The 19,169-nt window shown below is 52.7% G+C and carries 12 protein-coding genes and 2 pseudogenes; 13 read left to right on the forward strand and 1 reads right to left on the reverse strand.

The window, feature by feature from the left end; translation table 11 throughout:
- Nucleotides 1-5 precede the first annotated feature (5 nt).
- The 7 genes from LOY68_RS28215 to LOY68_RS32440 all read left to right on the forward strand — a co-directional run bounded on the left by LOY68_RS28215 (nucleotide 6) and on the right by LOY68_RS32440 (nucleotide 12,971).
- Nucleotides 6-2,162, forward strand: coding sequence for a hypothetical protein (locus tag LOY68_RS28215; protein WP_265041124.1), 2,157 nt, complete (start codon nucleotides 6-8; stop codon nucleotides 2,160-2,162).
- Complete coding sequence (locus LOY68_RS28220) at nucleotides 2,159-3,700, forward strand: hypothetical protein (RefSeq protein WP_265041126.1); 1,542 nt, start codon at nucleotides 2,159-2,161, stop codon at nucleotides 3,698-3,700. The genes LOY68_RS28215 and LOY68_RS28220 overlap by 4 nt, the downstream gene beginning before the upstream one ends.
- Entirely contained in the window at nucleotides 3,693-9,182 is a 5,490-nt protein-coding gene (locus LOY68_RS28225) for an ATP-binding protein (RefSeq protein ID WP_265041127.1), read from the forward strand. Before LOY68_RS28220 ends, LOY68_RS28225 begins: the two co-directional genes overlap by 8 nt.
- 24 nt (nucleotides 9,183-9,206) lie before the next feature.
- Entirely contained in the window at nucleotides 9,207-9,638 is a 432-nt protein-coding gene (locus LOY68_RS28230; protein ID WP_265041128.1) for a very short patch repair endonuclease, read from the forward strand.
- Between the two features lie 292 nt (nucleotides 9,639-9,930).
- The gene (locus LOY68_RS28235; RefSeq protein WP_041477905.1) at nucleotides 9,931-10,548 is read left to right on the forward strand and encodes a deoxynucleoside kinase; all 618 of its coding nucleotides are present in this window, start codon (nucleotides 9,931-9,933) and stop codon (nucleotides 10,546-10,548) included.
- Nucleotides 10,541-12,718, forward strand: a complete 2,178-nt coding sequence (locus LOY68_RS28240; protein ID WP_265041130.1) for an FAD-dependent oxidoreductase — start codon at nucleotides 10,541-10,543, stop codon at nucleotides 12,716-12,718. The genes LOY68_RS28235 and LOY68_RS28240 overlap by 8 nt, the downstream gene beginning before the upstream one ends.
- Complete coding sequence (locus tag LOY68_RS32440; protein WP_081932425.1) at nucleotides 12,705-12,971, forward strand: DUF3850 domain-containing protein; 267 nt, start codon at nucleotides 12,705-12,707, stop codon at nucleotides 12,969-12,971. Before LOY68_RS28240 ends, LOY68_RS32440 begins: the two co-directional genes overlap by 14 nt.
- Before the next feature lie 299 nt (nucleotides 12,972-13,270).
- Here the strand turns inward: LOY68_RS32440 and LOY68_RS28245 are convergent.
- Nucleotides 13,271-13,435: pseudogene (locus LOY68_RS28245) on the reverse strand (aromatic ring-hydroxylating dioxygenase subunit alpha); the annotation flags it as partial.
- On the opposite strand from LOY68_RS28245, the pseudogene LOY68_RS28250 reads away from it, so the two are divergent.
- From LOY68_RS28250 to LOY68_RS28275, 6 genes and pseudogenes are all read left to right on the forward strand, one after another.
- Nucleotides 13,433-14,071 (forward strand): annotated as a pseudogene (locus LOY68_RS28250) (fatty acid desaturase); the annotation flags it as partial. The pseudogenes LOY68_RS28245 and LOY68_RS28250 overlap by 3 nt on opposite strands.
- 95 nt (nucleotides 14,072-14,166) lie before the next feature.
- On the forward strand, nucleotides 14,167-15,195 hold the full coding sequence (locus tag LOY68_RS28255; RefSeq protein WP_265041131.1) for a glycosyltransferase: 1,029 nt from the start codon (nucleotides 14,167-14,169) through the stop codon (nucleotides 15,193-15,195).
- Nucleotides 15,196-15,251: 56 nt separating this feature from the next.
- Complete coding sequence (locus tag LOY68_RS28260; protein WP_265041133.1) at nucleotides 15,252-16,289, forward strand: hypothetical protein; 1,038 nt, start codon at nucleotides 15,252-15,254, stop codon at nucleotides 16,287-16,289.
- Nucleotides 16,286-17,029, forward strand: coding sequence for a hypothetical protein (locus LOY68_RS28265; protein ID WP_265041135.1), 744 nt, complete (start codon nucleotides 16,286-16,288; stop codon nucleotides 17,027-17,029). The genes LOY68_RS28260 and LOY68_RS28265 overlap by 4 nt, the downstream gene beginning before the upstream one ends.
- Nucleotides 17,026-18,120: a hypothetical protein gene (locus LOY68_RS28270; protein WP_265041137.1), complete on the forward strand. Its 1,095-nt coding sequence runs from the start codon at nucleotides 17,026-17,028 to the stop codon at nucleotides 18,118-18,120. The genes LOY68_RS28265 and LOY68_RS28270 overlap by 4 nt, the downstream gene beginning before the upstream one ends.
- A gap of 41 nt (nucleotides 18,121-18,161) precedes the next feature.
- A complete protein-coding gene (locus LOY68_RS28275) occupies nucleotides 18,162-19,100 on the forward strand; it encodes a fatty acid desaturase family protein (protein WP_265041139.1) in 939 nt (312 codons plus the stop codon).
- The last annotated feature ends 69 nt before the right edge of the window (nucleotides 19,101-19,169 follow it).

Raw genomic sequence — 19,169 nt, forward strand, 5'->3', positions numbered from 1 at the left:
GGGGAATGGATAGCACCCAACTGGAAGGGGCGCGCTACCCCGCAGCCCTTGTCGACTGGGCCGGCCATCACTCGGGAGGAGTGAAGCGGCTTTTAGACAATGATAGCGGCCAGCCGAACGAAAAATTACTAAGAACAAATCTTCTGTCCCGGCTTGAAGCCTGGACCGAAAGACTCCCGATAGAAGGTGCAAACATTCCACGGATTGTCCTTCTAGTTGGTGGGCCGGGTAATGGAAAGACCGAGGCGATCGAATCCACCGTACGCTGGTTGGATGCTAGCCTCGGCTGCAACGGACAACTGATCAAAGAGCTGTCAAAAGCATTCCATCCGTCTACAGGTTTTAAAGTTCCGAGAATAGTAAGCGTCGATGCTGGGAGACTTTCAAGTTCTGACAACAAACTGAATTTGGACATAGTTCAGGATGCATCTACAAATGCTGGAAACGAAGAGAGCACTGCTCCTGCACTCCTTATCCAAGAGCTCGACAGACTGCTGCATGGCCCTTCCTCCCAAGCTTATTTGTGCTGTGTCAACCGCGGTGTCCTTGATGATGCGCTCATCCATGCGCTAGACAACAATTTGGAAAAACCGCGCGTAATCCTCGAAGCGATTACCCGAGCTGTAAGTCTCTCGTACGACGCCCCCTCTTGCTGGCCACTTGAAGGGTTCCCCTCTATCGCAGTTTGGCCAATGGACGCCGAGTCCCTGCTAGTAAAGCCTGATGGACTGCCCCAGGCACCAGCGGAAATTCTCTTCGGCCAAGCTACTGCATCCGAAATGTGGCCTGCAAAGGGAACATGTCCAGCAGGCGAGAAATGCCCGTTCTGTACTAGCCAGAGTATCCTTGCGAAGGAGGAACAACGGTTGGCACTACTGAAGATATTGCGCTGGTATGAGCTTGCAAGCAGCAAGCGCTGGAGCTTCCGAGACTTGTTCTCTCTAACCTCTTACTTGTTGGCCGGCCATCATCCTGTAGTTCATGACGCGGAAAGCCGATCGCACCAATCTACGCCTTGCCAATGGGCTGAAAGCCTCATAGAACTTGATCAGAAAGCGGCTGGAACTAAAAAACCAACCAGACAAGCACTTACCGCGATTTTTCATCTGGCGACGTCAAGCTACCAGCATGCCTTGTTCCATAAATGGGATAAGGGAGTAGCTACATCGCTCCGCCGTGATATTCAAGAGCTACGCCTGGATAAGGCTTTGGACACCGAGCGAGGGAGAGCTCTTCAGAGAGCTCTTAAGGGACTCGTAGAATTCCTTTCAGAGCGTAAAACACACTACCTTCCAGCAACAATTGCCCCTCTTCTGGAGGACCTCGTCGATCATCTAGACCCTGCATTCGCGAGTCCCGACAACGAGGTTGCGGTAAGTACGCAAAGCACCATCAATCTGGGTGACCTTGACATTCGATTCAGCCGCTCTTTGGCGGGAGGCATTGAGTTCGTCCGTAAATATAAAGTGTTATCAAAAAACGAGATTGAGCTACTGAAGCGACTTTCGGATGCAGACGACACGCTCTCCTTGCCAATGTTTCGACGCGGTAGACCGGTCGCGGCCAGCCGTGTTCAACATGTCCTCCGGGATTTCGCTTGCCGCCTAGTTCGCCGAAGCATATGCACCAGAACAGCCGTGGTTGCAAACGTCCAGATACTTCAAGCTTTCCAGCTGGTCGTTGAGGAAAACGACAAGCACCAGCTTTACGAAGTAGAACAACAAGTGAAGGGGCTTCTGAATACGGGACACGAATTTGAGGTGTCACTGACTACCACCTTCGGGCAACCACTTCCCCCAAAACAGCGTCAGGCGACATTAGTAGTACAGCAGCGCAGGGTTAAGATGCTAGCCCAGAATACTAATGGCCGTCCTCGCCCACCAATTCGCTACCTCGGAGTTGGCAACGTCCAGTCTACTCAACCGATCCCCCTTACTTATGACTTGTTCAAGGCGGTGAAGGAACTGGAGAGGGGACTATCCCCTGCATCACTTCCACGCACTGTATTGGCCCTGTTAGATACAACAAAAGCTCGGCTTTCCGGCCCCATCGTTCGCGACGAAGAGCTACTCGACCACGCCAAAATTCGCGTAGGGGCGGACGGCACGGTGATAGCTCGCTCATGGGATGGATTAGTCGCGCGGAAGGAGGATGCGGTATGAGCCTTATGGAGTTCAAACAGGCGCCGTGGAGATTCTCCCACGGCACTTATCAGAAGTCGGCTCTAGCAATGAGCCCTGCTCCGGAATATGCAAGCTCAGAGGTATTACTTTCCTCCCTCTATAGAACTATAGGCTTTGCGGCAGTTAGCGAAGGCAGCGTCCCCCAAGCTGGCAGCGATTTAGATAAACGGATCCAGAAACTTAGGAAAAAAAATCAGACGCAGCCCTCAGGTGCGGTTTTATCAGTGGATAGCTGGTATACGGTTCTGCATGGGATTTTGGAGAGTCCCAAACTCCCAAACCAGTCTTCCAAGCGATTCGTACAGGTCACACCTCTCGTCCCTGGAACATCGCTATTCTCCGGCTCTGCTCGACTGAGTAGCAACTCCTGGCCCGCTGGCAGCTTAATACGCCGCATGGTTTGCCTGGGGTCAAAGGATGCGGAGTCGGCACAGCAGCTGTGGAAACTCCTATTTGAAGCCCTGAGCGTGAATGACAGGGACGATTTTTTCGCTCGCTGGCTTGAGCAGGAGACATCTTCATGGAATCAAGATGTAGACATATGGGCACTAGCACCGATTCCAGATGGTGAATCAACGACTCTAACGCCCCCCGATTTTCAGGATATTCATTTCCTACCCGCCAGACGATTTGTCAAAGACCTCCAAGCTATCATGCAGGCGAAAGACGCCATGACGCGCAGGCAGTGGACCAGCTTGCTAGAGGCAGTATTGCGCCTAGGTGCGGTATCTCATGTGACTTGGCTTTGTGACGTTCATGCGAGAGTCTGGAGCAGCCTATCAGCAGTACTAGGTACTGGAATAAATCTGAATGAACAAGAGATAAGGAAAGCAATTTTCCCTGAGACCCCTCAGTACATGGCTTACGGAGGGAAAGCCCTTCAGGGTATCAAGGACAAGGTTTCTAGCTACTTAAACGCGAGACTGGGGATCAATGCGCTGCTCTGGTCACTCACTCAGATAGGTGCGCCGTACGAGGGAGACATTGCATCAAGCAAAGGTATTGCCATGCTTTGCTTGCATATCAAAAAAAATCGAGACGCTCTCCTCAGTATCGGCACTCTTGAAACCATAACCGATATACGAGAACAAGAGACGCGAGCTTTGCTATGCAAGAAAGGTATTGGCTCCAACTTGTTGGAGTTCGCAAGGCACGCGCTAGGGCAACGACAAACAGCCGTACCTTTGCTCAGAGGGTACGATCAGGGATACATCCTTAAAAAGAAAGGAAACAGCTCCTCCAGCCCATGGATCGTATCTCTTGGGCCAGTAGCTGTTCTTGCCTTGGTGCACTGCGCTCTCGCCGGAATGGTCGGACCTCGTTCAATCCAAAAACTAGTCCTGCATCTCGAAGCCTATGGCCTCACCGTAGATAAGCACGAAATCGCCCGGAATGACTTGGGGCACCAATTAAGAATGCTCGGTCTTGTGCTCGACAGCCCAGATGCCGAGAGCGGCATGTTGCTGTTGCCGCCTTTCCATACAAGTCAAATTCTTCAGGGAAGCGAACATGAATAAACTTGCAGAGTGGCTTGCGTCAGTTGTCCGTGAGAAAGCACTTGGAGCGACGCAAGGTCTTAGCGGAAAAAAATTTGAGTATCGGCTGATTTTTCGCGGCCCCCCTCTCGAACTTCTTGAGCTTGTTTACGAAGAGCTCGCTCGCGATGGGGGAATCGAAGTTATGTCTGGAATAGACGGTAATACCGTGACCTTACCAGTACTACTCCAGCGCCCAAATGATCAAATTAAAGGCCAAAAACTTCGGATCGGAGAATCCGGATTTTGCGACAATGATCACTTGCTAGATGTTCGTAATGACCCAAACAACTCGAGCTTTGTAGCCTTAGTTCCTGCAGGCCAGCACAACAATCTTTCGATCGAATCATCAAGCGACGTGTTCGGCATGAGCTCGGATCTTGGCGCATGGTGGGACGACGGATTTGTACAGCAATCTGTAAATGAGGCTCTCAACCTCGCAGGCATAGGAGATTCGCAAAGAGAGGAAGCAAAAGAGTTAATCCACGCAGCTGCGAAATCCGTAGATGAGATGGATTCAGATCTATCAAACGACAGCGCCTTGTGGCGGATGCTGTCCCGCATATTTTCGATAGACGCGGCCGTCCAAAACCTTTCGCCTGAAAAGGCTCTTGCCCTAGCTTGCGGTCTCCCGCCAATGGCAGGTGATGGGATTTCTTCGAAGGCACAACTCTCAATCATAGATAAAATTGCAGATGAGTTATCTGACGGGTTCAAAACCGGTATTGAGCGCCTAGCACAAAGCGCCCCTGATGACATAGCTCAAGCGCTGCGAGAATTGCTTGCCCACCTCCAAGCGAGCTGCGACGTTCCTACTGCTTTCGAACGTGCTACCCAGGCTTTTTATATGCCTGAGAAAACCCTAACGCTCACTCCTCCGCCATCTTGGTGGAAGCAGCTGACCATAGAACAGTGGACAGACTTACTTGCCGACGAGCCCGATGTAGCAGTCGGAGAGATCAGCATAAAATGCACAAATAGTATTATTCCTGCAACAAAGAAGTTACCTGCGATAGTGCGAGACAAGGTCGACTTAGCCGTATCAACGAATGAAAACTTTCGACCAGCAGAATTCCTGTTGGCCGGTGGCTCATATGGAAGAGCGCCAATTTCATTACCAGCAGCTCCTAGCGGCGTTAGCGAGTACACGGATCTAGCACCTCCCGCACACCAAAACCCCATTACTTACAAAGTCACTTCTGAAGGCTGCAAACCTGCAAATGTTCGGGTCATATCGCTAATAAACTGGAAGCCAGGAATTCTTGTCACTTGCAGGCTAGCAACAAAACTGGTCCCCCCTAAAAAGCCAAGCAAGAAAACTGCAGCAGGACATTGGGAGACATCACTCTCGCTACCTGGATCCGGGCGATATGAATTGCGAATTCATCTATCTCCAGGGGCAACCATCGGTAAGGTTGAAGGCATGCCCGACGACGCTACTGAGCTGGAGGGAAAGCAGCAATCTTTCGACACGCGCATAGTTGGCGAAAACGAATATTTATTGGAAGTAGAGGCTGACGGAAAATACCAACTAGATATAACATTTAACCTCTTTGGACATCCCTCTCCCTATATCTGCAGAGCATATCTTTCTTGCGAGGAGACGAAGGAAGAGGGCTGTAGAAGCGAGTTTGAACGCCTAATCAAACAGAATCGCCGGCATCTTGAGAAGTTTGACTCAAAGGCTGTCGTCCATCTGGACCGGAATGCGCGTGCCTCAAGCTTGCAGTCTTGGATCCTCGAGGAGCAGAACGTAGCCAACTCATTCAGACCGATAGTAATAGCAGAAGACTATATTTCTAAATGGGCACCTCCAGATTGGGACTCAGTTCATGGCCCGATTTTATCTCAAGGTCGCTTCCTTTTTGACCCTCGCCCTGACGCTTCAAGCTTCCAACCACCAAAGGGCTTCGTGGAAACTCGCCAAGAAATTGCGAAGTACATACGCGGAAGCGATGATCAGTCGGGGCTTCTGGAATCCGCGCCCTTGGGAGCCTGGCTATCGGAGAATGAGGAGTTCTGCATACTCGTCGAAACCTACCTTGACGCATATATGTCCTGGCTCGATACGGATCCAGACATTGCATGCTGGATAGATGCTGTTGCGGTCTGCTCACTAGAATTAGACGGACGCACTCTAAGTAGAACTCCAGACGCCATCATCCTTTCGCCCCTTCACCCATTACGTCTTGCGTGGCACTGTCTTGCCCAAAAAGTCTTGTGGGATGAGGTGGAAGGCGACTCACTCTTGCCCTGCCCAGCGGCGAGCATTCTTGATCCAGATTGCGTTCCCGATCTACTAACTATCTCCTTACAGTCCCCAAGTGGCGTAGAGCGTATTGACTTTCTGTCCGTGGAATGTAGCTCCGACTACTGGTCAGTACTATGGAACGGCTCTCGCCTGGGCCAGTTACCTGCCCGTACCCAACGCCCCCCATTTGACAACACATTCGGTTTAACAGTCGGTGGGATCTCGAGTGGATTTAGTCCAGCACAGGTCTCGCGTGCTCTAGACGATGTCACTGGCCTTCTGGCCGCAAAGCCGATTATCAGCCTGGTAGTGTCTAGTGCAGCAGGTACCACTGATGCTTGCAACGAAGGTTTGACCAACTGGTGCACCAAGCGGTTTCGTAGTGGTGATACGGATCTTTCGAACCAAAGTATCGGCGCGAAAATTCTTGAGGTATTCGACACGAGGACTTCGGGAAGGCCGGATCAAGCGACGATCGCAAATCTGTCTGAAGACACTGATAACCACGTTCGGTGGTACGAAAAGCAACCGATTGGCGCCAAGCCAGATTTAGGAATCATCGCGCAATTGGACTCAGCAGAGCCCGAGTCCAAAGAAGTTGGCATGCTCTCACCTATGGGCGCTGGTGGGCTAATCAGGCACCGTGTCAGGCGTCAACTTCAAAGCTCCTTCTTGTGTGAGTCCCGCCAAGGCCTGCAGATGCCCCCTTCCGGCGACCCATTCGCCGATAAGGTGTCAGCGTGCATGCTTAAAGTAGAAAGGATGAGGGACAGCGCGATAGGTCTGCAATTCTCGCCTAGCGTCCATGCAATATCCGACATGCTTACGCAAAATAGCGCCGGATATGTTGCAGTCTCGTCTTCTGCAATTGATCCTGCCTGTTTTTTGGGTGGCTGGATCAAAGGCACATACCTGTGGGACTACGACCTCCCTTCCTATTCCCATCGTGCAGGCGATACCAGCGGTTACTACCTATTATCACAGGTCAAGCAAGCCGATCGTGATGCGTTGCGCCGTGTCTTGAAGCCCCTTCCAGGGTGCGACAACTTAGAAGATTCCAAGGTCGAGCAGATTCTTCTAGAGGTCGCGAGGAGAGGAATTCCAACCGTACGCGGCCTCTCTGGAGATGATACAGGAGCCACAGGCGACCTTGGCCTCTTCCTCGCGGTCCGACTACTTCAAGACCAGTTCCGTATAGAAGGAAACCTGAACAGCTTATTACCAGTTCTCGCAGGTTCGTCTGACGAATCTACGATCGCACTTATTGTTCCTGTCGATCCGTTCAGAGGGTATCTTGCCGACCTTGCACGCTCCCTTGGCAAGGAGCGTAAAGATGCTTCTCTCTCACGTCCCGACTTACTTGTCATTGGCGTGAGGATCTCTAACGACAAAGTCCAGTTGCATCTGACCCCTATAGAGGTCAAGTGCCGTCAGGGGACCGTGCTTGGTGCCTCCGAAGCCGTCGACGCCCTTTCACAAGCCAGGGCACTCTCTACACTTTTACAGGCCATCGAGGTACGCGCTAGCAAGTCTTTGGCATGGAGCCTGACCTACCAGCATCTCCTACTTTCGATGATTGGTTTTGGTTTACGAGTCTACAGTCAGCATCAGGCAGTAGAAGGGCAATCTACTCGTTGGGCAGGCTACCATGAGCAAATCGCAGCAGCGATTCTCGACCCAAGCTCGAAACCAAGCATCGATTTGAGAGGGCGACTGATCGTCGTGGACGAATCCACTTTGAGCGGCCCACTCGATCGTGACGGCGACAATTTCGAAGAGACGATTGTCATTTCAAACAAGGACGCAGGTCGTATCGTAATCGGCAATGATTCACAGTCGTTCTACGACGCCGTGCGTGCCAAAGTGGGAGATTGGGAGCTGCTGCCTCCGCAATCAAATCCGGTTGCCAGTTTGATCGAATTCGGCCAGTTACCGGCGCAAAGTGCGCCTTTGGTAGATCCATCAATATCCCTAACCAAAGAAACCGACCTATCGCATTCACTCGACGGAGACACATCGTCCGACAAACCAAATGTGGACACCGTTTCATCCTTAACTTCTGGCGAGTTAGGAGGGGGAATAGTCCTTTCTGTGGGCAAAACAGTCGATGGTTTCGAGCCAAGAAAGCTAAGCCTTAACATATCCGATACTCGACTCAACCAATTGAACATTGGTGTGGCAGGTGACCTTGGAACGGGTAAAACTCAGTTCCTCAAGTCGCTCATCCTACAGATCTCCAGGGCCAGCGATGCAAACCGCGGGATCAAACCACGCTTCTTGATCTTCGACTATAAAAATGATTTCAGTAGCCAGGATTTCGTAGAGGCTACTGGGGCAAAAGTAGTGAAGCCCTACCATCTCCCTCTTAACCTGTTCGACACCACCGGAATGGGAGAATCAACGGCTCCTTGGCTAGATCGGTTCAAATTTTTCGCTGATGTGCTCGACAAAGTGTATTCGGGCATAGGCCCTGTACAGCGGGACAAACTCAAAGCCGCTGTCCGCAATGCCTACGAGACAGCAAACGCTCAAGATCGCCAACCTACGATATACGACATCCACTCGGAGTACAGGGAGATACTCGGTGAGAAGTCGGACTCCCCAATGGCGATTATCGATGACTTGGTGGACATGGAGATATTTACACGGGCCACCGAAGGGACAAAGCCGTTCGATGAATTCTTTGATGGTGTCGTAGTTATATCTCTGAATGCCATGGGGCAAGACGACCGAAGCAAGAACATGCTCGTCGCTATCTTTTTGAACATGTTCTTCGAGAACATGAAAAAGACAATCAAGCGTCCCTTCCTGGGCGAAGATCCCCAGCTCAGAGCGATTGACTCCTACCTATTGGTAGACGAGGCCCACAACATCATGCCCTACGAATTCGACGTACTACGGAAGATCCTGCTAGAGGGGCGGGAGTTCGGTACCGGCGTGATACTAGCATCGCAGTTCCTTAAGCACTTTAAGGCTGGGGCGACCGATTACAGGACACCATTATTATCCTGGTTCATCCACAAAGTGCCGAACATCACTCCTGCTGAGCTGGGAGTTCTTGGATTTACGTCAGATTTGGCGGAGCTTTCAGAGCGCGTGAAGACTTTACCTAACCATCACTGCCTCTATAAATCATTCGATGTTTCAGGAGAAGTGATTCATGGGCTTCCCTTCTATGAACTGATCAAGGAGGGAAATGATAGCCCTTCGTAAGAGCATTCCCTACGAGGTCCGAGAATGACCGACTTCCTTTCTTCTAAAGAACGGTCAGAGAGGATGGCCCGGATCAAGGGGAGTAACACCCGCCCAGAAATGGCTCTGCGCAAAGTATTGCATCGTCTCGGAATGCGTTACCGTCTGCATGGATCAGGCTTGCCCGGCAGGCCTGATCTTGTGTTTCCGCGGTACAAGACAGTGATCTTCGTCCATGGATGCTTCTGGCACAGGCACTTCAACTGCAACATCGCTACGACACCGAAAAGCAACACAGCATTTTGGGTGGAAAAATTCGAGAAAAATGTCGCTCGGGATAACCGAGTGACGGCGCTACTCAACGCTGCCGGCTGGAGAGTTTTCGTCGTGTGGGAATGCGAGCTAGGATCGGCGAGAAAGGCGCAGGCGACAGGGGAGCGAATAGCGGAACTGATACGAGAAAAAAAGGGACCTTGAGAACAATCCAAAGGGTATGAAGGTCAGCTTCATCCCTTGGGTGATTTTTTCTTGAAATATTTTTTTTCGCCGAAAAACAGTACGACCTGAGAGAATGTACGTGGTCGGCACATGGTTTCAATAATGGCTTTGTAGGCACTTCGTGATGATTACTGTAAAGCGATGGACCATGCCTTATCATCTCGCAGCACGCGTCTGGCGTCGACTACCGAGCTTTTTGCGATGCTGGCCATTTGTGCCCAGACTATCCACGCTCACACAGTAGAAAAGTTAAAATCACCAAGGATTATTCATGGTTACTCTAGCCCCCCAAGCGACGCCCGAGCTTTTAACGGGGCGGAGGATTGAAATCCTCGGCGTGTTCGGCTCCGGCAAGACAACGCTCGCTAAAAAGCTTATCGAAGAATCTGAGGAGCCTCAGCCATTACTCGCCGAGCAACACGAACAAAACCCTTTCTGGGGGGCTGAACGCCAAAATCAGATTCTTGGCTACCTTGCTTACGATCTTTCTTTTCTAATGCAGCACGCACATTTGGTGGCGAGCATCAATTCCGAAGGAATTCACTTTTGCGATTGGTCATTTAGATCCGATAGAGTCTGGGCGTCAATGCGACTGGATCAAGAGTTTCCCGCATACGATGCCGTTTATAACTCTATCCAGCAAAGACTGCCTTCACCTTTAGGCTACCTTTATCTAAAACAACCAGTTGACTTAATTGCGAGACGTTTAGGGTTGCGAGGACGAGTTGCAGAACGAAGTTTTCTAGATTACGTGAAATCAGCCACCGAACAGCTAGATGAATTTGCCCGCACACTCTCATCGGATCAAATCATGGAAGTTACAGATGATGTCTCGCTTTCTGAAATTTGTGCATGGCTTGAAAAACGCGGGAAGAATGATAATGAATGACTACGCCAGAACTCCCGCAGCGGAGACGCTTAAGGCATATAAAGTGGACGGCGCAGCTCTCTACTTAGTTGGAACTTTTGATACGGGAGTGACTGTATTCAGCCAGCAAACACGCGCACTTAACCTTGCTTGGGCAGCTGTAGAGTCAGGGCTTGTCCCGACAACACCAAAGGAGCCAAGCGACACAATGGTTCCTCAGTGTAAAATCGCAATTGTCGGAGCTGGTTTTGCGGGATTATCAGTAGCTGCAGGATTAATATCCAAAGGGTCAACTGCAGATATTACAATCTTCGAACAAAGAGATACACTTCTCCCTCTCCAACAGGGAAGTGACTCGCGCTGGTTACACCCTCGCATTTATGATTGGCCTCGAGAAGGGAGCCAGGCAAGCGTAGCGATGTTACCTGTTTTAAATTGGACAGCGGCTCGAGCTTCTGACGTAGTGGTTCAGGTACTTTCCGAATGGAAAAAAACTCTTTGCGGTTCCGATACCGACCCCACTCTGTATTGCAACACACGACATCTGCAAATTCACGAATGCGGTGATGGCTCACCTCGGGTGAAACTTGAGTGGGTTGGTGAAAAAAGAACGGCCATTGACGGTACTACTAAGCAGGACAGCTCTCAGAGTAATGTTGGCCGATCCGATATTTTTGATTTAGTCATTCTTGCGATAGGGTTTGGTGTCGAACGGGACGGGGCACTTTCTTATTGGCGAAATGAAACCATGGGGCAGCCGAGCCTAGATCAACCCCGCCGCACATTCTTAGTTTCCGGCCAAGGGGACGGAGCTATGATTGACGTGCTACGCCTCCGCATTTCGCAATACCGACAAGATCGTATTCTTGAAGAGCTTTTCAACGACAAAAAAATCCTATTTACTCTAATTCAGAATTTGCACACTAAATATACAGATGATGAACACCGGAAAGGTCTATTCGCTGACTTTGAGGCTCTAGAACGCAACACGGACTCTAATGCAGAGTTTGAAGACGTAATCAAACAGCTTTCGAGACGCCTAAGAAGAGATACGGATGTAATCCTACATCTGCAAGTAAGAAACCTATCTCAACTCCTCGATCCACCAACATCTAGAATCTCTTTTCAAAATAAGATTCTAATATTTTTTCTTTATAAATGCGGTGGTTTCGTGCCATCGACCCTAGACGAAGAAAAGTTAATCAAGCAACATGCGATCCATAAGAGAAATATCGTACGGCGTCATGGCACGTACCGCGACGATCAACTTAGCGCGATTTTATCTGACCATCTTTATAAAGCAATAAAAACTAGGCGGGGAGATGCTAAACCAGATCCGTTCTCTCAGCCTGATCGTGCACGCTGGCCGGGAGGCTACTTCGATTTTCGGGGAAAAAGCCAAGACAGTTTCTTGATTGAAGATAATAAACGTGGACACTGGCGAAAAGAATATTTACCTGGACCGACGGAGCTAATGGCAACCGCTTTCTGCGCTACACTTGCCGGACTTATTTGCTCACGTCATACAGAGCCTGGTCGATTAAGAGTAACACTACACCGCGCAATATCTTTCGGGGATGAAGAGCTGCTGCAGCAGGCTTGCGACTATCAGGGAACAGATACGGCCAGAGGTAATAAGACCGCAGCAGCGCGCACTTTTCCAGCAAACAATGGGACGATTGGAATTGCATATCGCTGCCATAAAATCGTTAGATCAGTATCAAAAATAGCACCCACGCAATTAAGCGAAGCCATGGACTCGCTACAACTCAATGAAGCCTCTAGAAAAATGTCTAGCAGCGTGAAGTTCGTATTAGCAATTCCGTTACTAGAACCAGAAGGTTCACCACCCCATGCACCTTCCGTGACCGGAGTTATATACATTGATAGCGAAGCCGAAAATTTCTTTATAACAAATGAAGAGCTCGCCGGCATTGTGCGCATGGCCACAGAATTACTTAACGCGCTGACCAGAGCAAATAACAAGCCTTTCGACAGAATTAGAAACATTGCAATCTCCGGCACGAACAAACAGTCAAAACCTATAGATAGCCTACCTCAGGAAGCAAGAGACACTTTGGAGCTCGTAACCGAAATATCACCACCACAAACTAACAAATCGTTGAACCTGAATTTTGATTATTCAGACTTTTCTCCTGCACTAGAGGAAAACAACGTTGAGCACTCATGAACTAAAAAGTTGGCCTAAATTTTTTGAGCAGCTGTCCACTGGACTTCGAACGCATGAACTACGCCGAAACGATCGAAACTATCAAGTTGGGGACTACGTCAACCTCCTTGAGTACGACCCCAAAGCTAAAAAGTATACAGGCCGCAATTGCATAGTCGAGATTACTTCAATGACTTCAATTGAGGAGCCTTGTGCTGTTTCTGACGAAGCTTTGCATCACGAATTTTGCATTTTCAGCGTAAGACTGATCTGACCACAAATATTTGCTACCGCTAATACCTTCGAACATGGATGCGATGGGAAATTACGGTAGCATCAAGGCATAAGCTTCTTGGCATCGACGGGGCCAGACAGGAAGCCATGGATAAGGTCAGTACATGTTCGTGCCCCCCAGCCCCCCCTTACGCGCAAACTCAATGGGGGGATAAATGGGGGGACAGAATGATTGAAACCGCAGAAGCCCAGTAAAATAAGGGCAAATGCCTAAAATAACGCCGCCCACAAGCCGGCTTTTTAATGTCTGAAATATACCCACACCGCCAGAATGCCCAGTCAAAGCTCAAACCGTATCCGAGTTTCGCGACGCTGTGCCTGTGGCAGATCCTCGCCACGCTTCACGGCGGCCAGTAGTTGCTCAACTCCAATATGTACGGCATCCGCTTGCACATTGGCAGGTTTGAAATCCGCTACGTTGTCGAGGCCTTGTCGGTGCGCCTGACCACAATAACGCTGACTCGCCTGAAGGTGGACTTGCGCACCATGGCGGCCATCCTGCTTGAATGGTTATGCATCATCGTGACGTTACGCATTGCGCTTTATGTCTCGGACTGGCGCTTGTATTGCTTGGCCTTCATCATTATTGCGGCGCGCCAACACGTGCTTTTCATTCTGTACCACGACGCGACTCACTATCACCTGACTCGTCATCGCGGTATCAACGACTTTTTGATTAACCTGGCCATTGCGGGAACCACGAGATATCCGGAAAGACGGTTTCTTTACAACCAGCAACCTTGGGAATTCCGCCCTCTAGGCGGGAAATTATTGCTTCGGCAACTGCTGGGAGACCTGTTCATTATCAATACGCTGCGTAATCTGCGCGCCTACAGAGCCGCAGGCGGGGCGTCACCGACGATGACTCGACCCGTTGTTGCATCAGGCATAATCTGGCTCACCCTGTTATCGTTCACCGCTTGGCAAACCAACGCCCAGACGATTCTGCACCTGCATCATCATCGCAATGCCAACCACCCCTGGCACACCCTGCCCGGCCTGGTGAGTGCCGATGAACGTCTGATGGACTCGCGTACTCTGCTTTCCCTGCTCTGGTCGGGGTCGAAGAAAAACAGCTGATTAACACCACGCTTCGGACGAAAAAAACCAGACCTACTACGAAGCAATAACTTGGGATACCGACGGTGCATACAAACAGGGAAGTTACAGGCGACTTGGATTTCGTCGCCGCCAATACCGCATTGATCCTCGAGACTAATAATCTGCGCGGCGGCAATGACTCACGGGAAGCGCTGGCAAGCCTGAAACGGCTAATCACCACATTGGGCCAACAAACGCTGCCAACTCAGTCGTTTGCGCAATGGATCATCACCCACGACGGTCTGGAAGCGCAGGCGTGCAAAGCGTTGTGCGAGCTGGCCGGGCGACCTATCGAATTCGTCGAAATTACCTCGTTCACCGGCTACTACGATGCGAAAAACGTCGGTTTCGAGGCCGTCGATCAGAGCCGATGCCAGTACGTTGTCTTTGCTGACGCCGACTGTATTCCCTGCACCGACTGGCTGGAGCAATTGCTCTCTCCCTTTACCCTGCCTGCCGCTACCGCACCCGTGGCGGTCGCCGGGCGCACCAGTTACGACGCGAGCATTATGGGCAGTGCATTGACCGCGATCGACTTCATGTATTTCCCCAGTCCCTTGCGTGAAGGTGCCACGCGCAATTTTTATGCGAACAACGTCGCGTTTCGCCGCGATACGTTCGAACAGCATCGCTATGAGCCACTTGATGGCATCTATCGCGCACATTGCCAGGTCATGGGCTTGCGCCTGCAAGCCGCCGGCGTCGCAGTGGCGTATGCCCCCCGTGCGCACACAGAACACAGGCTTCCGGATACCCGCGGCGAAGTGGTTCAACTGCGCTGGCTGCGCGGTGGCGACAGCGTCGGTCTCACGCCGTATCTGGTGCGCGCTTATATGCCAGCCTGGCTCCAATGGCTCGGCCGCAGTGGCCCGCTGGGGCCGTTTTGCGTAATGGCGGGGCGACTCAGCTACAGCTTGCGTGCCTTGAATCATCAGGATTTACCGCCGCTGCACGGTTTGCGCCGCATCTTGGCGACGGCGATGGTGATCGGCATGTCGTTGCTGGATACCGCCGGGGCAATCGTTCGGGGACTGGGCATCTCGGCCGGCCGCGCGAAAGCTCGCCATTCTGAAGCACTGTCCTATCACCGAACTCTGGATTGATACCGTCTAACGTCGAATTTTTTTCGCACGTCACGTCGCGTTTACAGGAAGTAACGATGAAAACTGACTCCATCGCGTCACTCTGCTCGTACATCACCGGCCTGGTCTTGTTGTCGCTGAGTATTCAAGTCTATGCCTCCCCTTCGGAGTTTGCGGGGCGTGGGGTCTACCACTTCGCCTCAACCAATGGTTGTCCGCCAGACCTTCTCGGCGGCGGCAACAGGCTCAACTCACAATGCAACCGCGTGGCGCTGGATGTCGCGGATGCCCGCGCCAGTGTCGACCCTGTGTCCCTGACCATCCTGATTTCCGCCGATGCCACGCATGACAGCAAAACCGTGATTGGCGACGTATTGCTGCACGGCAGCGGCATCGACTCTGACGGTCAGCGAGTCCCTTTGAGCCTGCATGTGCTGCTACGTCGATCGGGCAAGGAGTGGAAGCCCGACACCTATGTACATGCGCCAGTTAGCGGAAAATTCACTGATGTCGTGATTCCCCGTTACCGGATCAACGTCCTCGAAGGCAACACCGAGCGCGTGCTGTTCACCGCCGAACAGACGCGCGATGTGCTCGCCCATCCTTCGGTCGCTGCGCGGGTCGCCAGCTATTTCATCGGCGTGCGCCCAAGCAATGCGAAAGATCCGGCCGCCAACGACATTACGATTTCCCTTGGTGTAGGCCGGTTATCGAAATCGCTGATGCGCGCCAGTTTTACCTCGCAAGAACCGGATACCGGTGACCTGAATACGCTGCTTTCCAATGGTACTTGGGGGCTTAAATTGCAGGCACTGAGCAGCCACATCCCCGTTTGGGTGGTGCAGCGCCAGCTGTTCATATTCGGTCTTGAGGACAGCCCGCTCCTGCAAGATGTGCGTCGTCGCGGTTTGAACAAACTGGATACGCTGGAATTCGGGGCCCTCAACGGCAACGGTTATCTGCGTCTCAATGGTCATGAAGAAGCGTTCTCCGGCGCCGCTGCTACGGGTTATGCCTTCATGCAGGACAGCTTTATCGGTCTGATCCTGGCATGGCACCGCACGCCGCAAGTGCAAACAGCTGAAATCGATACTGCACAGCAGCCGACGCAATGACCGTGGTTGATCAAGTCTGCATCGAGGCCGACTTCGCGTGTCTGGCCACCCCGAAAGCACAAGGGCTGATCGCCCTGCAAGCGCGCTGGGTCGACCGCATCAAGCGTGCGGCACTGACGCGCTTGCACGGCAGTCGGCGTGGCGAGAGGCTGTTGCTGCGTATGTACCTTGCCGGAGAAGACGCGACCGAACGCGCACTGCTGGAAGAGTTACTGCCTCAGTCACCCGACTGGCTAGAACGTCAGGTCGAACAACATCTGGCGGATGAACGCCGGCATGTGACGCTGTTCAGCGATGCATTACGCACCGCCGGGGATGAGGGCCAAACGCGCCTCGAGCCAGACTGGCTCAGCCGCCGCAAGATACGGCGCTGGCAGCGCCTGGCGCATCGCTATGAAAAGCATTTCGAGCAGGGCCTGTTAGTGCCCGCCTATGCGACGGGGCTGTGCGCCGAGCAGATGGCAGAGCGCGTACTCAGTCGCCATTGCTCAGTCATCGGTGCCGAACATGGCTTTTATCCGCTGTTATCGCGGGTTCTGGCCGACGAAAAAGCACACGTCCGGCTGTGCGAACACACCTTGCGCAAAATCGTGGCGCCCCATGAAACGGGCCATCTGGCCATGTTGCTGGCCGAGATTCGGAACATCGAATCAGGTTTCGGTGTCACCGGCGCACTCGCGATGTACCTGGCGGGTTGGGTCTATGGCGGCTCAAGCCGCTTGAGCGGTGGCGAGCGATGAAACCACGCATCCTCTACCTCGCCACCGCCGACGCACGCGGTCATTTAATGCGCGCGCAATTGCTGGTGCACGCACTGCGCAAGGTCGGCGCACACGTCGAGGTGCTGACCACTTCGGATCAAGGGCAGCGCTTTCTGCAGAGCTTCGGTATTGATAGCGAAGTACTCTCGCCGCACTACGCAGTTCAGTTCGACAGCGGCCAGAACATGCTGCGCAAGGCAACCAACAGCAATGTGGCACATTATGTTTTCCGCCCGGGCAGAATGCTGCGGGACATCATCCGCTTACGCCGCAAACTGCATGACGTAGACCTGCTGATCAATGACTCCTTTCACCCGGCGTTACTGTTCATGGGCACCTTGCCGGGTTGGCGGCGCAAGGTCGTGCATGTGTATGGCGCAAGCTTGAAGGTCGCGCTGATCAACAACTTCGAGGGGATGTGGCCGCGTGTCTTCGGGCAGATTTTTGGCTGGATCGTTGGCCGACAGATCGACGCCGCGCGATCGTGTATCGAACATGATTTCGCCTATGACATCGACGATACAGCGGCACCTGCGCTGTTTCGATTGCCGACACCCGTCGCTCTGGCCGACGTTCAATCGACGCCACACCGAGATGGTGCGGCGGTCTATCTGAATCCGCATTTCAGTGACCCTCGCCTGGCCGAAGCGTTAGATGCAGGTATCGCCGATGCAGGCCTGAGCGCGCACTTAGTGGGCGAAGGTTATACCCACCTTCGCGGCTGGCTGGGCGTTGACCCGAACTGGGCTAGCCGTGCGGCGCGGGCGCAACTGATCGTGTCGGCACCCGGGATGGCCGCGCTGTCAATCGCGCGGATCTATCAGCGCCCGATCATCCTGGTCCTCACTGATCAGCCCGAACAGGCTACCAATGCCGCGCGTGCGGCCCGATTAGGGTTGGTGCATCGCGTGGTGACCTGGCGCGGCGATACTGCTGATTTTCGCCTTCAGGTGGCACACGCCGCCGCAGAACTGACCCTCACACCAATGTTTGATCCCGACGGGTCGGCCGGTAATGCGTGTGCCCAGGCGCGCATCGACGCATGGGTCAGCCGCCTGCTCACCTTATGAGTCGGGTGTCCCCGCAACCCCTCGACAAGGAGATGATGCAGGTGCTCAAACCGAAGTCCCGTGCAGGCGACAATCCGGCGCTGAATGCGTTTATCCCGCCCGCCGAGCTATTCGCCTTGAAACCGTGGCGGGCCTTGCTGGCGTTACTGGCCGACTGGGGATTGATCGCCGCGTCATTGGTAGCGGCGGCGACCTGGCCACACCCCGTCACGTACCTGTTGGCAGCGATCATCATTGCCCGCAGTCAACTTGCGCTGGCGGTGATCATGCACGAGAGCGCCCATGGAGTTTTACTGCGCCGCCAAGGCCCGAATGATCTGATCGGGCAATTGTTTGCCGCTGGCCCGTTGTTTCTTTCGCTGAAAACCTACCGCGCCGGTCATTTGAAACATCACTTGGCGCCGATGCAGCATGACGACCCCGTAGTCGCTGTGTTTGGTCTGGGTGACTTCCCACTACCCAGGGGCAAACTGGCCATAAAGTTACTGGCTGACATAGGGGGGGTGGGCTACTTCATCAGTGCCTATAAATTTGCCCGAGGCGATTATCGCGAGATCATGCCCAAGGTCGAAAAATCAACAGGCCAAGTGGCGTGGGAAATTTTTTCAATGCTGCTCAGCAATGGCCTGCTGTTTGGCATCCTGAGTGCGTACGGGCACGCCGGCCTGTACTTGGGCTTGTGGTTGTTACCGGCCATTACCCTGCTGCCATTCATGGGCCGCGTCCGGGCAATCATGGAACATGCCGGCTTGCCCGCCTGCGATGACCAAAGCCAGAATGCGCGCAGCATTGTCCGTGCGAACTGGCAGACCTTTGTGTTCGGCCCGCATGCCGTCCACTACCACATCGAGCATCACCTCTTTGTGCGCATGCCCTTTTACCATTTGCACCGCGTGAATCAGCAACTCGTGGCGCAACAACTCGTGCCCGCCGGCAACCTCTATAACGGCTACATCGAGGTGTTACGGGACGTCAGTTAATCCCTTTGGCGCATTGAGCTGTTCCTTCGTCAAAAAGTGAAAAAGCCGAAGATGCTTTACGCGTCCTGC

Source organism: Pseudomonas sp. B21-053 (genome assembly GCF_026016365.1).
GTDB classification, from domain to species: domain Bacteria; phylum Pseudomonadota; class Gammaproteobacteria; order Pseudomonadales; family Pseudomonadaceae; genus Aquipseudomonas; species Aquipseudomonas nunensis.